This window comes from Bartonella sp. B23 (assembly GCF_053793815.1).
Genome location: NZ_CP200033.1, coordinates 1,321,481 through 1,338,830 on the forward strand (window position 1 = coordinate 1,321,481; position 17,350 = coordinate 1,338,830).

At 38.8% G+C, this 17,350-nt stretch carries 15 protein-coding genes and 4 pseudogenes; 7 read left to right on the forward strand and 12 right to left on the reverse strand.

Going from position 1 to position 17,350, the window contains the following annotated elements:
• Positions 1 to 10 precede the first annotated feature (10 nt).
• The 9 genes and pseudogenes from V4B17_RS05745 to V4B17_RS05785 form a co-directional block, all read right to left on the reverse strand.
• Positions 11 to 354, reverse strand: a pseudogene (locus tag V4B17_RS05745) (hypothetical protein).
• Between the two features lie 599 nt (positions 355 to 953).
• The gene (locus V4B17_RS05750; protein WP_455479214.1) at positions 954 to 1,295 is read right to left on the reverse strand and encodes a hypothetical protein; all 342 of its coding nucleotides are present in this window, start codon (positions 1,293 to 1,295) and stop codon (positions 954 to 956) included.
• A gap of 226 nt (positions 1,296 to 1,521) precedes the next feature.
• Positions 1,522 to 4,101 carry an ATP-dependent chaperone ClpB gene (gene clpB, locus V4B17_RS05755; protein WP_455479215.1) on the reverse strand — a complete coding sequence of 860 codons (2,580 nt, stop codon included), beginning with the start codon at positions 4,099 to 4,101 and terminating at the stop codon, positions 1,522 to 1,524.
• 515 nt (positions 4,102 to 4,616) lie between these two features.
• Positions 4,617 to 4,817 (reverse strand): DNA gyrase inhibitor YacG, encoded by a 201-nt coding sequence (gene yacG, locus V4B17_RS05760; protein WP_455479216.1) that lies wholly within the window; start codon positions 4,815 to 4,817, stop codon positions 4,617 to 4,619.
• A 79-nt stretch (positions 4,818 to 4,896) separates the two neighbouring features.
• Positions 4,897 to 5,592 (reverse strand): Maf family nucleotide pyrophosphatase, encoded by a 696-nt coding sequence (locus tag V4B17_RS05765; protein WP_455479217.1) that lies wholly within the window; start codon positions 5,590 to 5,592, stop codon positions 4,897 to 4,899.
• Between the two features lie 192 nt (positions 5,593 to 5,784).
• Complete coding sequence (gene infA / locus V4B17_RS05770) at positions 5,785 to 6,003, reverse strand: translation initiation factor IF-1 (RefSeq protein WP_004856585.1); 219 nt, start codon at positions 6,001 to 6,003, stop codon at positions 5,785 to 5,787.
• Between the two features lie 151 nt (positions 6,004 to 6,154).
• Positions 6,155 to 6,286, reverse strand: a complete 132-nt coding sequence (locus V4B17_RS05775; RefSeq protein WP_455479218.1) for a hypothetical protein — start codon at positions 6,284 to 6,286, stop codon at positions 6,155 to 6,157.
• A 1,690-nt stretch (positions 6,287 to 7,976) separates the two neighbouring features.
• Positions 7,977 to 8,517, reverse strand: a pseudogene (locus V4B17_RS05780) (disulfide bond formation protein B).
• A gap of 51 nt (positions 8,518 to 8,568) precedes the next feature.
• The gene (locus V4B17_RS05785; RefSeq protein WP_455480194.1) at positions 8,569 to 8,631 is read right to left on the reverse strand and encodes a hypothetical protein; all 63 of its coding nucleotides are present in this window, start codon (positions 8,629 to 8,631) and stop codon (positions 8,569 to 8,571) included.
• 1,145 nt (positions 8,632 to 9,776) lie between these two features.
• Here V4B17_RS05785 and purE point away from each other — a divergent pair.
• Positions 9,777 to 10,274 (forward strand): 5-(carboxyamino)imidazole ribonucleotide mutase, encoded by a 498-nt coding sequence (purE, locus tag V4B17_RS05790; RefSeq protein ID WP_455479219.1) that lies wholly within the window; start codon positions 9,777 to 9,779, stop codon positions 10,272 to 10,274.
• On the opposite strand, the gene V4B17_RS05795 is transcribed toward purE, so the two are convergent.
• A complete protein-coding gene (locus tag V4B17_RS05795; RefSeq protein WP_455479220.1) occupies positions 10,212 to 10,697 on the reverse strand; it encodes a hypothetical protein in 486 nt (161 codons plus the stop codon). The genes purE and V4B17_RS05795 overlap by 63 nt on opposite strands.
• 10 nt (positions 10,698 to 10,707) lie before the next feature.
• Here V4B17_RS05795 and V4B17_RS05800 point away from each other — a divergent pair, with 10 nt between their 5' ends.
• The 6 genes and pseudogenes from V4B17_RS05800 (at position 10,708) to V4B17_RS05825 (ending at position 15,301) form a co-directional block, all read left to right on the forward strand.
• The gene (locus tag V4B17_RS05800; protein ID WP_455479221.1) at positions 10,708 to 11,790 is read left to right on the forward strand and encodes a 5-(carboxyamino)imidazole ribonucleotide synthase; all 1,083 of its coding nucleotides are present in this window, start codon (positions 10,708 to 10,710) and stop codon (positions 11,788 to 11,790) included.
• Positions 11,791 to 13,250: 1,460 nt separating this feature from the next.
• Positions 13,251 to 13,376 carry a type B 50S ribosomal protein L36 gene (gene ykgO / locus V4B17_RS05805; RefSeq protein ID WP_013545486.1) on the forward strand — a complete coding sequence of 42 codons (126 nt, stop codon included), beginning with the start codon at positions 13,251 to 13,253 and terminating at the stop codon, positions 13,374 to 13,376.
• 152 nt (positions 13,377 to 13,528) lie between these two features.
• Positions 13,529 to 14,332, forward strand: a complete 804-nt coding sequence (locus V4B17_RS05810; protein WP_455479222.1) for a tetratricopeptide repeat protein — start codon at positions 13,529 to 13,531, stop codon at positions 14,330 to 14,332.
• Positions 14,333 to 14,362: 30 nt separating this feature from the next.
• A pseudogene (locus V4B17_RS05815) lies at positions 14,363 to 14,659 on the forward strand (hypothetical protein); the annotation flags it as partial.
• Positions 14,660 to 14,689: 30 nt separating this feature from the next.
• A pseudogene (locus V4B17_RS05820) lies at positions 14,690 to 14,986 on the forward strand (hypothetical protein); the annotation flags it as partial.
• A 75-nt stretch (positions 14,987 to 15,061) separates the two neighbouring features.
• Positions 15,062 to 15,301, forward strand: a complete 240-nt coding sequence (locus tag V4B17_RS05825) for a hypothetical protein (RefSeq protein ID WP_455480195.1) — start codon at positions 15,062 to 15,064, stop codon at positions 15,299 to 15,301.
• 184 nt (positions 15,302 to 15,485) lie between these two features.
• Here V4B17_RS05825 and V4B17_RS05830 read toward each other — a convergent pair whose 3' ends face one another.
• Both V4B17_RS05830 and V4B17_RS05835 read right to left on the reverse strand, forming a co-directional pair.
• A complete protein-coding gene (locus tag V4B17_RS05830) occupies positions 15,486 to 16,334 on the reverse strand; it encodes a TIGR00282 family metallophosphoesterase (protein ID WP_455479223.1) in 849 nt (282 codons plus the stop codon).
• Positions 16,335 to 16,337: 3 nt separating this feature from the next.
• Entirely contained in the window at positions 16,338 to 16,946 is a 609-nt protein-coding gene (locus V4B17_RS05835) for a 5-formyltetrahydrofolate cyclo-ligase (protein ID WP_455479224.1), read from the reverse strand.
• Positions 16,947 to 17,350: the final 404 nt, after the last annotated feature.

The window sequence follows — 17,350 nt, forward strand, 5'->3', positions numbered from 1 at the left end:
ATCAAAATCCTCAAGCATCACGATCTTCAGTTTCCTGCTCTAAAGACACCGCATCCTTTGCCCTTACCGGCACAATCTCAACACATGAAACTGCTGTAACATCGCCTCCTGTTTCTCCCATCACCTGCAGAGGCAACACCTTAGCCAGAAGTGAAAAAAAAGGTACAGGATTATTCAGTGCATGATATTCAAGACATGATATTCAAGATAAGATACCAACCCATCCTTACCATAGTGATATCCAGCTTGCTCAGCAGCTGTAAGAAGGGCTTCATTAAACCGCTTTGTTGTTTTATTCAAAGCACCTTTTGGACGACCTCTTCGGCGTAAAGGAAGGCGACGTTCATCTGCCATCATGATGTTCCTTTAAATAAAGAAAAGCACATCCAACGACAAAAAAAGCATCAAAAATCAGCACGAAATTTCAAAAACAACCAAAATCCTTTTGATCAAAGATCAAAATCATTCAGATAGTTTAAGACAATATGATGATATATTGTGATAATCCTTTGTCAGATAATTCAATGAAAGTCTTTTTTCCTTTTTTATTACAAGATTCTCCCTTTCATTACGATAATTCCCTTTATTCTCGAAAGAAACAGACAAATTTTTTCCACCCTCACCAAATGAGCATAAAATGTAAAAAAAAGGAACGCTATTTTAAACGCTATTCTAGAAGAGAAAACATCAGATAGAGAATAGGAAGAAAATTCTCTCATAAAAAACAAAAAACACCTACACCTCTCCCCCTCTTTGCGTAAGCATACAGCAAAATCACCTAGCAAATGATTAGCAAAAATGTATCATCATACAAAGCTTTTCCAAGCCATTTCCTTGTTCAGAGAAATACATCCCTTGAACATCTTTCAACCACATAGAAAGTTGCTGACGTTACAATAAATTTCAATTGATGAACGCACAAATCTTCGATAAACCAATTAAAATTCAATGGATTATACGACCGTTAGGTTATAAACTGACCGTTGCTTATCACCACACATCTCCACTGAGAAGACATACAACGAACCATTTTGACTCATCATTCTGACAAGTACAAAATTCGCAATCTCACAGACTCTAGAAAAAACCCTAACAGGCAAAACCCTAACAGGCAAAACCCTAACAGGCAAAACCCTAACAGGCAAAACCCTAACAGGCAAAACCCTAACAGGCAAAACCCTAACAGGCAAAACCCTAACAGGCAAAACCCTAACAGGCAAAACCCTAACAGGCAAAACCCTAACAGGCAAAACCCTAACAGGCAAAACCCTAACAGGCAAAACCCTAACAGGCATCACTCTTTACAAAAGACTTCCTCCGATCCGGCCATCCTGTCCACTTTGCAAAAAGTGCAAAATTCCCATTGTATTATTATGATACCTATTAAGATTTACCTTGTCAAGTTTTTTATGTTCTCACTATCATTTTTCGTCTATCTCATAAAAATACTCTATCCCACAGGCAACTTTCCGCCTCAAAGACAATCCTCTACCCCACAGACAGCCTTTTCTCATGAGAGTTTTAATCCTCAGGCAAAAAAGTCATCTTATCCCCTTCTTTTGCAATTTTGACGGTTGTTTCATCGTGAATTTTTCCAAATAAGATGTTTTCTGCCAGTGGATCTTGAATTTCTTTTTGTATAATCCGTTTTAGCGGACGTGCCCCATAGAGGGGATCATAGCCTTTATCGGCAAGAAATTTTCTCACCTCTGGCTCGATTTGCAAAGTTATTTTTCGTTCATTGAGCAAATTTTGCAATTGTTCTATCTGAATATCGACGATAGCTTCCATACCTTTGCGTTGTAATCTTTGAAAGAGAATAATCTCATCAATACGGTTTAAAAATTCAGGACGAAAAGCCGCTTTGACGACATTCATGACATCATTTTTCGCCTGATCAGTTGTTTGTCCTTCAGGCAAAGCGGTTAAAAATTCAGCACCCAGATTAGAAGTCATAATCAGCAAAGTATTTCGAAAATCGACAGTGCGTCCTTGACTATCAGTCAAACGTCCCTCATCGAGCACTTGCAATAAGAGATTAAAAATATCATGATGTGCTTTTTCAATTTCGTCGAACAGAATGACCTGATAAGGTCTTCTGCGTACAGCTTCAGTCAGCACGCCCCCTTCTTCATATCCGACATATCCGGGCGGCGCCCCGATCAGACGTGCGCCAGCATGCTTTTCCATATATTCAGACATATCGATGCGCAACATTGCATTGGAGTCCTGGAAAAGAAAAGCGGCGAGAGCTTTTGTTAATTCTGTTTTTCCCACCCCTGTAGGGCCTAAGAACATGAAAGAACCAATCGGGCGATTAGGATCTTGCAACCCCGCACGAGCTCGGCGTACAGCGCGAGAAACAGCTTGAACAGCTTCGCCCTGACCAATCACACGTTTGCTGATTTCATCTTCCATCCGCAACAGCGCCTCACGTTCTGCCTCCATCATTCGATCAACAGGAATACCGGTCCATCGTGATACAATTCGTGCTACATGTTCAGCTGTAACTGTTTCTTCAACGAGATGATTTTGTTGATCATCATTTTCAGCGATTCTCAATTGTTTTTCGAGTTCAGGGATCACGCTATAAGCGAGCTCTCCAGCTTTTTGGAATTGTCCATCACGTTGTGCAACAGCCAGAGCATTTCGGGCTTCTTCGAGTTGTTTTTTCAAATCAGCAGCATGCCCTAATTTTTGTTTTTCAGCCTGCCAAGCGGTTGTCATTTCTCTAGACTGTTGTTCCAATGTTTTGAGTTCATCCTGCACGGTTTTCAAGCGTTCTTTCGCAGTTGGCTCGACATCTGTTTTCAAAGCTTCACGTTCGATCTTCAATTGTAAAATACGCCGATCAATCACATCGAGTTCTTCTGGTTTTGAATCGACTTGCATCCTCAACCGCGCTGCTGCTTCATCGATAAGATCGATGGCTTTATCAGGCAAGAATCGATCTGTAATATAGCGGTTAGACAAACGCGCCGCCGCAATCAGTGCACTGTCTGCCAAGCGTACTTTGTGGTGCTGTTCATATTTTTCTTTAATACCGCGCAAAATAGATATGGTATCTTCCAGGTTTGGTTCAGGTACAAAGACAGGCTGGAATCGTCGTGCAAGAGCAGCATCTTTTTCAACATATTTTCGGTATTCATCAAGCGTAGTAGCCCCCACACAATGGAGTTCTCCGCGTGCCAGTGCAGGTTTCAGCAGGTTAGAAGCATCCATAGGTCCATCGGATTTTCCAGCACCAACGAGATTATGCAATTCATCGATAAAGAGTATAATTTGACCATTTTCGGCTTGCACCTCTGCCAGCACTGCTTTGAGACGCTCTTCGAATTCTCCACGATACTTTGCACCAGCGATAAGCGCTCCCATATCGAGGGCATGCAGCTGTTTATCACGCAAAGTTTCAGGCACATCGCCATTAACAATACGCAATGCTAATCCTTCCACGATAGCTGTTTTCCCCACCCCTGGTTCGCCGATCAGCACAGGATTATTTTTGGTACGCCGTGAAAGCACCTGAATAGTTCGGCGGATTTCTTCTTCCCGCCCAATAACAGGATCTAGTTTTCCTTCACGAGCCTCTTTTGTCAAATCACGAGCATATTTTTGCAGAGCATCATATTGGCTTTCGGCATGGGGGCTTATTGCTGTTTTTCCCTTCCGCAAATCATTAATAGCCTGATTAAGGGTTTTCTCTGTCACCCCTCCGCTTGTGAGAATATCAGCGGTTTTTGCGGTTTTTTCCATGATCAGTGCTTGCAACACACGCTCCACAGTAACAAACTGATCACCAGCTTTTTTTGCCAACTCTTCCGCCATGTTAAATACTTTTGCCAACGGCTGAGTCAAATAGAGTTGTCCATTACCCCCTTGTACTTTAGGCAACGCATCAAGCGCTTCGTTAAGCGCTTTTCGAATAAGAGCAAGATCACCACCCGCTTTTTTGATAAGTGATTCTGCCAACCCTTGAGAATCGTCTAACAGTACTTTCAACAGATGCTCCGGCATAAACTGCTGATGATCAGAAGAGAGCGCGCTATTTTGTGCTGATTGTAAAAAACCTTGCAATCGTTCACTATATTTTTCTAGGTTCATTTTTTTTCCTTCAACTTAAACTACCGCCGCACTTTAAACTCTCCCAACATTCCACAAAGAGGCATCTTCAAAGGATCGATAACCCCACCAAGCACCGCAAATTATGCCCCATGAAGAAGAACCATAGTGTAAAAAGAATATGGGTTCTCACAAGCCTTATAGCAAGAGGGAGCAAAAGACGTACTATCATTATTTAAATAAAAACTGTAACTCCCTTACAGCGTCACCAACACAGCCTTGCAAGCATATCCTCGCCAGCACATCCTTACAATTAAAACAACAACATCAGTACATTATTATTAATGAATTTAATTTAAATGAAAGAAAATATACCTTTTGATTTTTAAAAATCATATTTTACTACATGTAATTAACAGTAAAACAAAGAGTATTTGTCATAACTTTTATTTAAAAAATATTTATATAATAGAATATTAAATAAAAATAATATTAAATATGTACAGTAAAAGAAAAAATATTTTTATAATTATTTTATTTTTTCTCATAAAAAATTTCTATTCTTCTTCATCACTTTTTTGCGGCAGCGTCGGTATAATATAAGCACCAGAAAGCCATCGATTGAGATCAATAGCTCTGCATCGTGTTGAACAGAAAGGATAGGCGTTTTGTTGTGCCATCTGACCACAAATCGGACAAGGATGTGGGGGACGGACCGGAGGTGTTTTTATTTGCATTAAGTCTTGCTCTTTTAACATTTTTTATCTTTGTTATCAGTTTGCAGGTTTTACTTTATTTTTTTCTGTTTTATTGTTTTTGACCTTGCTTAAAGTTTTTCTAATGCGTTTCTTCAGCCCAGTGCGTAAAAAGTGGGTAGTGATAAGCGGTCAAGAGATCGACTGTTTCAGCCAACGGTAAACCAACCACATTGGAATAAGAACCATCCATATGGATAACGAAAGCACCGGCTTTTCCCTGAATAGCGTAACCACCGGCTTTTCCTTCCCATTCATCGGAAGCAAGGTAAGCCTTCATCATGGAAGAGGTTAAGCGTCTAAAACGGACACGACTTTCAACCAATTTTACGGTTACTTTTCCACGTTCATTTATTGCACAAACGGCACCATAGACCTTGTGCGAACGCCCAGAAAGGTATCTCAAACATTCATAAGCCTCGTCTTCACCTTCTGGTTTAGGAAGAATGGTGCGCCCCACAGCTACTACCGTATCAGCAGCCAAGATAACAGTTTTCTGTATTTTTTCCCCTTGCCCATTTTGATTACGCGATAACAAAATTTCTTGTGCTTTAAGCGCTTTTTCTTTTGCCAAACGTTTTGCAAGATTTGCAGGATGTTCTCTTAATTTTGGTGTTTCGTCGATATTTGTTGCATACACCTCATGAGGGTCAAGACCTATTTGCGCTAGGAGTATCAAACGACGCGGCGAAGCGGAAGCCAGTATCAATTGGGTTTCTTGAACAAGATTTTCTGACAAATTCTGTTTTCTTAAGAAGATTTTCTTTAAGTTGCTCATTTTAGCCCCCCTCGTTATCCCCCTCGGAATGCTTTCAATCCACCACCCAATTTTCTTAACACCACAACTACCTTTTACATATTTCTCAGACTACTTTATCTTTTGTTTTTTTATTTTTCAGTTATAAGAAGACATCAAAGTATTTTAGAACCAATACAACTTCTTTGATAGAAAATGGGCACTGCTGATGACTTACTTATAGCGATATATAATACGTCCTTTTGTCAAATCATAAGGAGTCATTTCTACCATAATTTTATCACCGGCCAACACGCGAATGCGATTTTTGCGCATTCTTCCAGCGGTATGGGCAATAATTTCATGATCATTTTCTAATTTCACACGAAACATTGCATTTGGCAAGAGTTCGGTCACAATACCAGAAAATTCCAAAACTTCTTCTTTTGACATAAAAAACAATTTCCTTTATAGTACACGTATTTTTTAGGATGTGCGTTATTTTTCAGCGTTCATACTCTATTTTGTTGGTTTTGTGAACAAAATTCAACAAAGAGTAGAGGTTTTTATTTTTACGTTTGTTCTCTGATACTTTGCAAAAGCCTTATTCCCTCAACGCCATCAATGATGGAACCGACTTTTGCGCGGATTCATCAAGAGACAATCGAAGCATTCCCACAAGCTTTTTACGCCTCCTGTTTACTCCACGACTCCAGTTGTTCTCTGGTATTTTCACTTCACACTCTGTTCCATTTGATTTTTTTCATTTGCGACACTTTGTTTCACCCCAAAACCATGTGTTTTTCGACTAATCTTCATACATTTTTCAGTATCACTCTTTTTTCCCACTCTAATTTCCTCTTCACTTCATGTATGCGCACCTACAAAATCACACAAAATACATAATTTCTTTATCTTACTCTTTTAAAGATTCACATTTTTACGCTTTTAAATATTTACAGAAAATAGTAAAACGGACTTACCATAAAATATCATGGGAATATTTTTTATAACAATTTAGCGCATACAGATTTTTTATAACAATTTAGCGCATACAGAATGCATGAAAATTCTCCCACCAAATCCATTCTACCACCCTTGATTCCAGTTGTTCTCTGGTATTTTCACTTCACACTCTGTTCCATTTGATTTTTTTCATTTGCGACACTTTGTTTCACCCCAAAACCATGTGTTTTTCGACTAATCTTCATACATTTTTTCAGTATCACTCTTTTTTCCCACTCTAATTTCCTCTTCACTTCATGTATGCGCACCTACAAAATCACACAAAATACATAATTTCTTTATCTTACTCTTTTAAAGATTCACATTTTTACGCTTTTAAATATTTACAGAAAATAGTAAAACGGACTTACCATAAAATATCATGGGAATATTTTTTATAACAATTTAGCGCATACAGAATGCATGAAAATTCTCCCACCAAATCCATTCTACCACCCTTGATTCCAGTTGTTCTCTGGTATTTTCACTTCACACTCTGTTCCATTTGATTTTTTTCATTTGCGACACTTTGTTTCACCCCAAAACCATGTGTTTTTCGACTAATCTTCATACATTTTTTCAGTATCACTCTTTTTTCCCACTCTAATTTCCTCTTCACTTCATGTATGCGCACCTACAAAGACTCAATACAATCAAACAACCCCTCCAGAGGATCATCATTCCCTGTACTCCCAATTTAAAAATCGTCTATGTTGGGTGTTTTATCAGTACAGCCACAACCCTTAAAATAACGGACATTCTTCTCGATTCGCTCTATTGGCTGCTGCTAAGAATCATCGCTAAAATGCCTGCCTCTTTTTCAACAAAAAGGCTCTAAAACAAAATTGAAACATGAAAGTGAAAAAAGAACGAATTATATTGCCGAGCATACAAGGAGAAGATATTTAAAAGCAGAGAACAATATATAAAAATAGCGGTTCATTTCTTATAAAGATACCTTAAAAACAATGAGTTAGCAAGAATTTTCCAGATCTACAACCCCAAATTTTAAAAGCATTTACTGCCCCTCTCCGAAGCATTTATGAATGCTAAACGGTAAGAACTTAATAAGAGAGAATTTTAAAAGGTTTATTGATAAAAATTTCATCCTAAAAGCGCAAAATCCCCTAATCGATAAAGCATCTTATATAGGTCTTATATAGGCTTGTAATTAAGTCTTTACCCCGGAAAGTTCTTGAGCGTTTTGCAGATAGTTTTGCATAAAGAGAATACAGGAGATCAATGTTATGGACCGATAAAAGCGATATCCCATAAATGAGATCAAAATCTAGATTATATTTCTCTCAAAAGTTTTTACAAACAAGAGGTATCTCTGTCCATATTTTTCTTCCCTTATCACTCACTATCAAAATAGGTATGCAGATAAGATAGATATGTGGATGGTTTATTGAAAAATCACTTTAAGATGCTGCAGAAGACCAATTTGACAACAGCTCATATCTTATTGGATCATCGGCACACTGCCCCCACCACACTCCAATATAGTAGAGATCAAATTTGCTGCAATCAAAAAGGCAAACAGGTCACTTGCCATTTTTTTTAATATAGGAAAAGGAGAAAAGACTTTAAACTTGTGCGCCACTTCACTTAAAATCATAACAACGGCAACCGCAACAATACAAAGAACGGGGATAATGAACGTCCAAGTATAAAAATGCAACCCAAAGAACATTGAACCATATCCAAGATCATCTGATGTTATATGCAAAAAGACCTGCCTTGCAGTAATGGCACTTGTGACCATACAACCGAGAATAACCATGGCATAATGGCTGCTTCTCACTTTTTGGTGAATATTCATCAAGAACTCACATCCTGCAAACATCAATCCAACGCCTGCTAGAGAAGGAAAAAGGGACAAGGCAACTCAAACTTCACCAGCCGATAACAGAAGGCCACCACCAAAACAGCGGACAAGCCTATAATCCCTAAGAGGTTCATGAATACAATAAAGTGATAACTTTTTGTTCGGTATATTCCATATTTATTCTCTCAAAACGACAAATTTAAAGCAGAATTTGCGTGGCAACTAAAGATGAGAAGAATGACAACCACCAAAACTGCCCATAAAGCATAACTAATATTTTTTTCCTGATATTGCAGTTATTGCAACGCCTAAAGTAATTAGAAATGGAAGAAACATGACCTAAAATCTCCTTTCCTTGTTATTAATTGTATAACACATTACAAAATGGCAAAAAAGAAACAAGGCATTTACTATTAACGCTTCCTCCTTCACTTTTATCTTTTTGAGACAACAAATGAAACAAGTTTGTATGTATTACCGGAGCATGGAAAATCAGTAAGAGATTTTGTTTTATGCTTCCCTTTATCAACTCCCACAAGAGCGTATCTATCTTCCAACTCGGAAAGAATGGCTTGCGCGGTAAAATAAGCATCATTTGTAAATATTGAAGTTTTCATATTGGTCATTTTTACAATGGCGTATTCTTATTTTTATCCTGTTTTCGCTACTATTTTTGCTTTTACAAGCCAATTAATCGCATTGCTACAGTTATTACATTTTATGATTTTTTCATTTCTCGTTATGAAATAAAGAAACATGATAATTTCTAAAAGTCTTCCCACCTCCATCTATTTACCGATTTCCGACAAGTATTCCCCATTTTTACCACCTATTCTTGTATATTTTGGCAATCCTTGTTTTCAAGCTCTGATTCTCGTGCAATAATTTGCAAGCTAAAAATTTTTTTTATCTCGTCCAAGATCATCCTTTTCCATAGCAAATCTTGCTAACCTCCCTCTTCTTGAAACATGATAAGAAATTTTATTATTTTAACTCTAAGCTTGTTTTAAACATCGCTTTACAAAGAGATTTATTTTGTCGATAATTGTATTAACCCATTTATATTTCTAGAGCAAATGAACGTGATTAAGATTTTTGGTTTAAAATTTACACACGCGAAGGGATTTACATACTTAAAATTGCTTAGATTTTTTATAGAAAGGTTTTTTTGCTACCGATCACCGTTTCTACAACAAGGAAGGACTCATCACTATTTTTTCAATTTTTTGTAAATGCCTGTAAATTTTCTATCTTTGAACTTCGTATTTTATCCCACAAGTATGATTAAAAATCTGTTTCTGTGTCAGCAATTAGCTTTGCAAAAGGAATATAAAGCTCTTACAAGAATATAAGAGAAAAGAATCGCCTTTGACATTTAAATTAAGGATATACGATGGCTAAAAAATCATGTGATGTAGCGATTTTAATGGGTAGCCAATCAGATTGGCAAACGATGCGTCATAGCGCGGATATTTTAACATGTCTTGGTATTTCTCATATTTCGCATATTATCTCGGCACACCGCACCCCTGAACGTCTTTACCAATTTGCGAAAGAAGCAAAAGCATCAGGCTTCAAAATTTTGATTGCTGGAGCAGGAGGTGCAGCACATCTTCCTGGTATGTTAGCAGCGCTAACACCTCTTCCTGTTTTTGGTGTTCCAGTGCATTCACAGTCTTTATCTGGCCAAGATTCACTCCTTTCCATTGTGCAAATGCCGGCAGGTGTACCAGTTGGCACATTAGCGATTGGCAAATCTGGTGCTATTAACGCAGCGCTACTAGCTGCAGCGGTTATGGCTGTTTACGACGATATACTCGCACAGCGGTTACAAGATTGGCGTCAGCAACAAACAGCCAGTGTTGCACAAACTCCAGTAACTGAGGTTTAAAATGACAGAATCTTCTACCACACCCGCAGCATCCACCACACCCACAGCATCCACCACACCCGCAGCATCCATCACACCCGCAGCATCCACCACACCAACAGCATCCATCACACCAACAGCATCCATCACACCAACAGCATCCATCACACCCACAGCATCCATCACACCCACAGCATCCATCACACCAACAGCATCCACCACACCCGCAGCATCCACCACACCCGCAGCATCCATCACACCCGCAGCATCCACCACACCCGCAGCATCCACCACACCAACAGCATCCATCACACCAACAGCATCCACCACACCAACAGCATCCACCACACCCGCAGCATCCACCACACCCGCAGCATCCACCACACCAACAGCATCCATCACACCAACAGCATCCACCACATACACAGCATCTGCTACATACACAGCATCTACTATGTTACCTTCAAAAAATACAATTGGTTTAATAGGCGGAGGACAGTTAGCACGAATGCTCGCCATAGCAGCAGCAGAACTAGGATTTCGAACAGTTGTTTTTTGCCCTGAAGCAGATTGCCCGGCTGCGCAAACAGCCAACGATCATATTGCTGCATCCTATAGTGATAGTTCTGCATTAGATCGTTTTATTTCTATGTGTGATGTTGTGACCTATGAGTTTGAAAATCTTTCACTTCAAACGGTTCAATACATAGAGAAAGCCAGAAATGTTTATCCCTCTTCCAAAACATTAGAGATTACGCAAGATCGGCTTTTTGAGAAACAGTTTTTGCAAAAGCAAGGCATAGAGACAGCATCGTGGTATGCTGTTGACGATTCTTCATCTCTCCTTTCAAGCCTTTCGGCGTTAGGAGAGCGTGGTCTTTTGAAAACACGTCGTTTTGGTTACGATGGAAAGAACCAGATGATGTTGGATCACCCCTGTGATGAAACCCTTGAAAAAGCCTTTATGACTTTTCGTGGGCATTCTTTAATTTTGGAAGAGATTGTTCCTTTTTTATCGGAAATTTCGGTGATTTCGACCCGTACACAACAAGGGCAACATATTTTTTATGATTGCCCTGAAAATCAGCATAAAAATGGCATTCTTCATAAGTCATTTGTTCCCTCGCATGTTCCGCTTGATGTACAAAATGCAGCCAAAAAAATAAGTGCACGCGTAATGGATGCCCTCAATTATGTTGGTGTTCTTTGCATTGAATTTTTTGTTCTCATAGATGGTCGTCTTTTAGTAAATGAATTAGCACCTCGTGTTCATAACTCTGGTCATTGGACGCAAAAAGCATGTGTCACTTCACAATTTGAACAACATATCCGTGCTATTTGCGGTCTTCCATTAGGCAGCACATACCGCCATAGCAATTGCCAAATGATCAACCTTCTTGGCCATAACCTCAGTGAATACAAATATTTTCTCACACAAGAAAATACATCGGTTCATTTATATGGTAAAAGCTCTGTACAACCCCTACGCAAAATGGGACATGTCATCCAATTAACTGGGTCAACCACCCAGTCTTGACAGGAGAATAGCTTTGCATGGGAGACCACTCAACACCCCACCAAAGGAAGATTAAACAGCAAAAAACAACCTCTCCAAAGCATCCCTCCCCCAAATATCACAACACCTTCCCTCTTTGAGACACGAATTCCCCATCGCTATTCTCCATTTCTTTCGAACTATAGGAAAATTTCTCATAATCGTTCTCTACAACCATAGATTTTATATTCTTATGATCTCTTACATCCTCTTTTTCTCTGTTTGCTTTTTTCCGTTGTTCAAGATAGAATAAATCTTCCCTTTTTCTTGTTAAAAGTGCCCTCTATCACCTTCTCCAAAAACATTTCCAGCTCTCTTCCTCCAAGAACACCTTGCGTTTTATCCACAGTTCCTTAAGCCTCATAGTATTTTGATCAGAAACGCTCCTGAAATTTACAAAGGCTTCAAAATTTTATAGTCTACCAGACCAAAGAAGTCTCTCCATATCCAAAAGCAAAAATGGCTTCTCAGCTATGATTGAAGAATCCCTAGAATGGATGATTTGCATTTCCTTCTCTTTAAATAGCATACAGAAATCCCCCCATGAAAAGATAATTTTGAAGGACATTATCGCCATTGATGAGATTTACGCAAAATTTTTTCTTTAATGGCATAATCTTCTTCTTTAGCAGCACATCATCTTCTTCTTTAGCAGCACATCACTTTTGTTTTAACGAGACAAACGCCACATTCGATAACTGAAAAAAATACCAAGTAATAACAAAAGGTTCTCCATATTTTTTATAAATTATGCTACAAAAGCAGCAAACTTAATTTATCTCTTCACAAAGAAGCAGATGATTTTTTCTATCTTTGTGGAACATTTTCTAAATATATTTGACCAAAGATTTACAATCTTCTCTCTTGCTCTAACATTTGAAATTTATGTGAGCACGACAAACGCTTTGTCTCTCTCAAAAACTATAGCTTAATTAAGTTTTTAAAAAACGAAAAGCAGCAGTTTTCCCTTCTGTATTGTTGTTGATGCATTTTCTCCTTGCTCTTACATGAGAGATGCCAGGTATTTCACCGCTCATATCATCAAAAACGAGAATCTTTGAGATTTTTGCATCTCTTATTTTCTTGCTTTGCATCTCTTATTTTTCTCCATTAGATGCATCCTCGTGGATTTAGATGGGATAGTTCCTTGACAAAAAGAAGATTTCTTGTTAGAAGCGCTCTAGTTTTTTTGCAATTTTCACTTCTTCGTTGTGTTAATGAAATGTGTTAATGCGTGCCTTTATTTTTAGGGTGCGTTTTTCTTTTTTGATCACAGTAAAAAAGTGTAGAGGATAATGGCTGTAAAAGTCTCTCAGGTTGTAAAGGTTTCTCAAGAGAGGCAACATACTGGTTTACGAAAGAACGGTGTGTTGTTGTATTGATGTTTTGAAGACTTCAATTATAAGATTGGGTTGCGTGAGTATATATAAACGGTGGATATGATGAAAATTAAAAATTCGCTTAAAGCATTAAAGGAGCGGCACCGTAACAATCGTTTGGTGCGTCGCAAGGGTCGTATTTACATCCTCAATAAGACGAATCCACGTTTTAGAGCACGTCAAGGTTGATATTCTGTCAAGCTTGATGGCTTATTAGCTTATCATAAGGGATGGTTTTGTGCTTGCCTTTTAGCAGGCATTGTCTTTTTCATTCTCTTGGAGGTTTATTTTTGCGTTTCAGGTTCGTTGTATAATAATTTACCGCTTGATGGCTTTTCGTGATGTTTTTTTTGATTTTTTTAAAAATTTTACGATTTCAGGATTATTGTGTTTTTGAACAAGGTTTTTTGCGTTTCCGTTTTTTGCATTTCGTTGTATTTTTTTTAGTTTCTACAGGCGGTTTTTGTTTGGTTTCGACTGGATATGGGAAAGATCCTCCTTCACTTCCTGAAGACCCTCCTTCTCCTCAAATGCTTTTACCGCTAGATGAGCTTTTACCCAGCCCACCTTCTTCAACACTGAGAAGTCCTGATGGTGCTGTGACCATTTTTGAAGATTCTGATGCATCCACCCAATCTCATGTTGACAGAGCGAAAGAGCGTAAAGAAGCGGAAATTTTGCACCTTCTCAAAGAATTAAAGTTTTGCGCGGATGTTCATGAAGCTAAAAAGATAAGCGAACAACTTCAACGTTTATGGTTACAATCGGGCAGTGAGACAATTGATCTTTTAATGTCATGGGCTGAAAATGCGATCAATACTGACGATTACGGTCTTGCGCTTGATTACATTGACAATGCCCTTGCGCTTGATCCCACTTATGCTGGCGCTTGGATAAGACGAGCATGGATTCACATTCAGCTGAGTGATTTTAAATTAGCGATGCTTGACCTTAACCATGCCATAGAACTTGAACCACGCAATTACATGGCATTTTTTGAGCTTGGAGTTACCATGGAAGCAACAGAGCGTCCACGGCTTGCTATAAAAGCCTATAAAAAGGCACTTGAATATTATCCACAAATGCAAAATCTTCAAAAGCGCATTGAAGATCTTTTAGAGAAAGAGACACCTCAAGCCCTTTAAATTTGCGCTTAATGATAGAGGGCAACGTGCTTAGGCAATGCCCTTGCGCTTGATCCCACTTATGCTGGAGCTTGGATAAGACGAGCATGGATTCACATGCAGCTGAGTGATTTTAAATTAGCGATGCTTGACCTTAATCATGCCATAGAACTTGAACTACGCAATTACATGGCATTTTTTGAGCTTGGAGTTACCATGGAAGCAACAGAGCGTCCACGGCTTGCTATAAAAGCCTATGAAAAGGCACCTGAATATTATCCACAAATGCAAAATCTTCAAAAGCGCATTGAAGATCTTTTAGAGAAAGAGACACCTCAAGCCCTTTAAATTTGCGCTTAATGATAGAGGGCAACGTGCTTAGGCAATGCCCTTGCGCTTGATCCCACTTATGCTGGCGCTTGGATAAGACGAGCATGGATTCACATTCAGCTGAGTGATTTTAAATTAGCGATGCTTGACCTTAATCATGCCATAGAACTTGAACTACGCAATTACATGGCATTTTTTGAGCTTGGAGTTACCATGGAAGCAACAGAGCGTCCACGGCTTGCTATAAAAGCCTATGAAAAGGCACCTGAATATTATCCACAAATGCAAAATCTTCAAAAGCGCATTGAAGATCTTTTAGAGAAAGAGACACCTCAAGCCCTTTAAATTTGCGCTTAATGATAGAGGGCAACGTGCTTAGGCAATGCCCTTGCGCTTGATCCCACTTATGCTGGCGCTTGGATAAGACGAGCATGGATTCACATTCAGCTGAGTGATTTTAAATTAGCGATGCTTGACCTTAATCATGCCATAGAACTTGAACTACGCAATTACATGGCATTTTTTGAGCTTGGAGTTACCATGGAAGCAACAGAGCGTCCACGGCTTGCTATAAAAGCCTATGAAAAGGCACCTGAATATTATCCACAAATGCAAAATCTTCAAAAGCGCAATTTTATAATTAATTTTTCATTAAAATAAAAATTCATTAGTCATCTTTTTCATTTGTGTTAGGCAAATTTTTTGAGGAGCTCTCGCTTGAGATTTTTTTGGAGGGACTTTCTTTTTTATAGAACGAATTTTTTCCAAGCTAACCGCATTGCCACAAAGAGTCTTCAAAAGGGAATATTGGAGAGCAGACATCAAATATGTTGCAGAAAGAATTCTACCAAAAATCTGGAATTTCTGGCTTCAAATGAGGGCCAATTCGTACTGCAGAAACTTTTTCTGCTAAACCTGTTCGGTCTGAAATTTCGACCGCTAAACCGCAAAGTGTAGCAGGTCCTCGCGCCGATTCGTAACGATCCCGCTTTTTCTTGTAAAGAAAACGGTGTAAAGGCTCTTCCTTATCCATTCCAAGAGACGAATTATAATCTCCACACATCCCCGCATCCGTTAAGTAAGCACTACCGCCTTCTAAAATTTGCGCATCAGCCGTAGGAATATGAGTGTGTGTTCCTACAATCACGCTTACACGACCATCAAGAAAATGTCCAAAACACTGCTTCTCGCTCGTCGTTTCTGCATGAAAATCAAAAATAATTGCATCGACCTGTTCCATCAAAGAGCAGGCACATAAAATTTTTTCAGCTGTTTCAAAAGGATCCACTGCCTTGCAAGGCATAAAAACACTTCCCAAAAGATTTGCAACCAGAACATGCGCCCCGTTTTTTGCTATAAAGACACCAGATCCCTTTCCAGGTACCTCCTGCATAAAATTTTCTGGCACAAAATTTGCTGGTCGTAAAAAACGATCACTGTCATGCGCATATTTTACTGTTTCTTGGCACGAAAAAGCGTGATTACCGGTTGTCACAACGTCAACACCCACCATTAAGAGATCTTGATATATCTCTTGTGTTATGCCAAAATCGTGCGCATTTTCACCATTCACCACAACAAAATCAAGTTTCCATTTTTTTATCAGTTTTGGAAGGTGTTCGAAAACAACCTTGCAACCCATCATTCCAACAATGTCACCTAAAAATAAAAAACGCATAGGCGTTTTAATCATACTTTATCGCTTTAAGAAACCCTTTTCTGTAAAAATTCCTTTTACAACAAGATCATGTTTTGCATTGGGAATGGATTCGACCATCTGACACGAAAAGCTTAATCCAAATAAATCGAGCTTATAGTCTTGTTTTTCAAGAGCTTCAACGGCACGATCATAATATCCCCCTCCATATCCGAGACGGTTACACTGTTTGTCAAATGCGGCAAGAGGAACAATAATGACATTTGGTATAACAACAGCATTTTCTGCACCAGGGCCGAATGTTCCAAAACGCATCGATTCTAGCACTGTATTTTTTGAAAATGCACGAAACACCATGATTTTTGAATCAATCACTACCGGTAATGCTAATCTTCCACCACGCAACGCGACAGCATTCAATAAAGGACGCGGATCAATTTCCGATTTGATCGGCCAATATCCTGCTAGAATCATGCTTGAAAAATCTTTTGTTTTTTCCTCAAGGTTCTTCATCACATGGGAACAGGCTTGCTGCGAAAAAACAGAGCGTTCTTGTAACGAAAGAGCATCACGTTTTGATAATCCAATCTTTCTGAGCTGTGCTCGAATTGATAAGGAACACTGCTGATTTTCTGTATTTTCTACCATTTTTTCCTCAAATCATTAAGTATAGCACTTGTAAATAAAAACAATTGTAGTGCCAAAAGCAGCATACTTCCTCTTGCTGAAAGGATAGCATAGTAGAGTGATTTTCTTTTGTTTATCTTATTTGTAAATTGATTCAGCGAACCAGAGATGTTTACACTATTTTTCTCATTAATTATTCTGTAACCTATTTTAGATGCGCAAAACAAGGTCTTTTAAATCGGCCAAGGTTCTCATAAACCTCTCGAAAGGACCATAGCAATTCACTTCATACAAAAAAAGCACAGCACTTTATTTTATTGCGCAAGAGATAAGGTGATCCACGACAACCGGTGGAAAAAGTTGACCCCGGGAACCTATAAAAAAGCACAGCACTTTATTTTATTGCGCAAGAGATAAGGTGATCC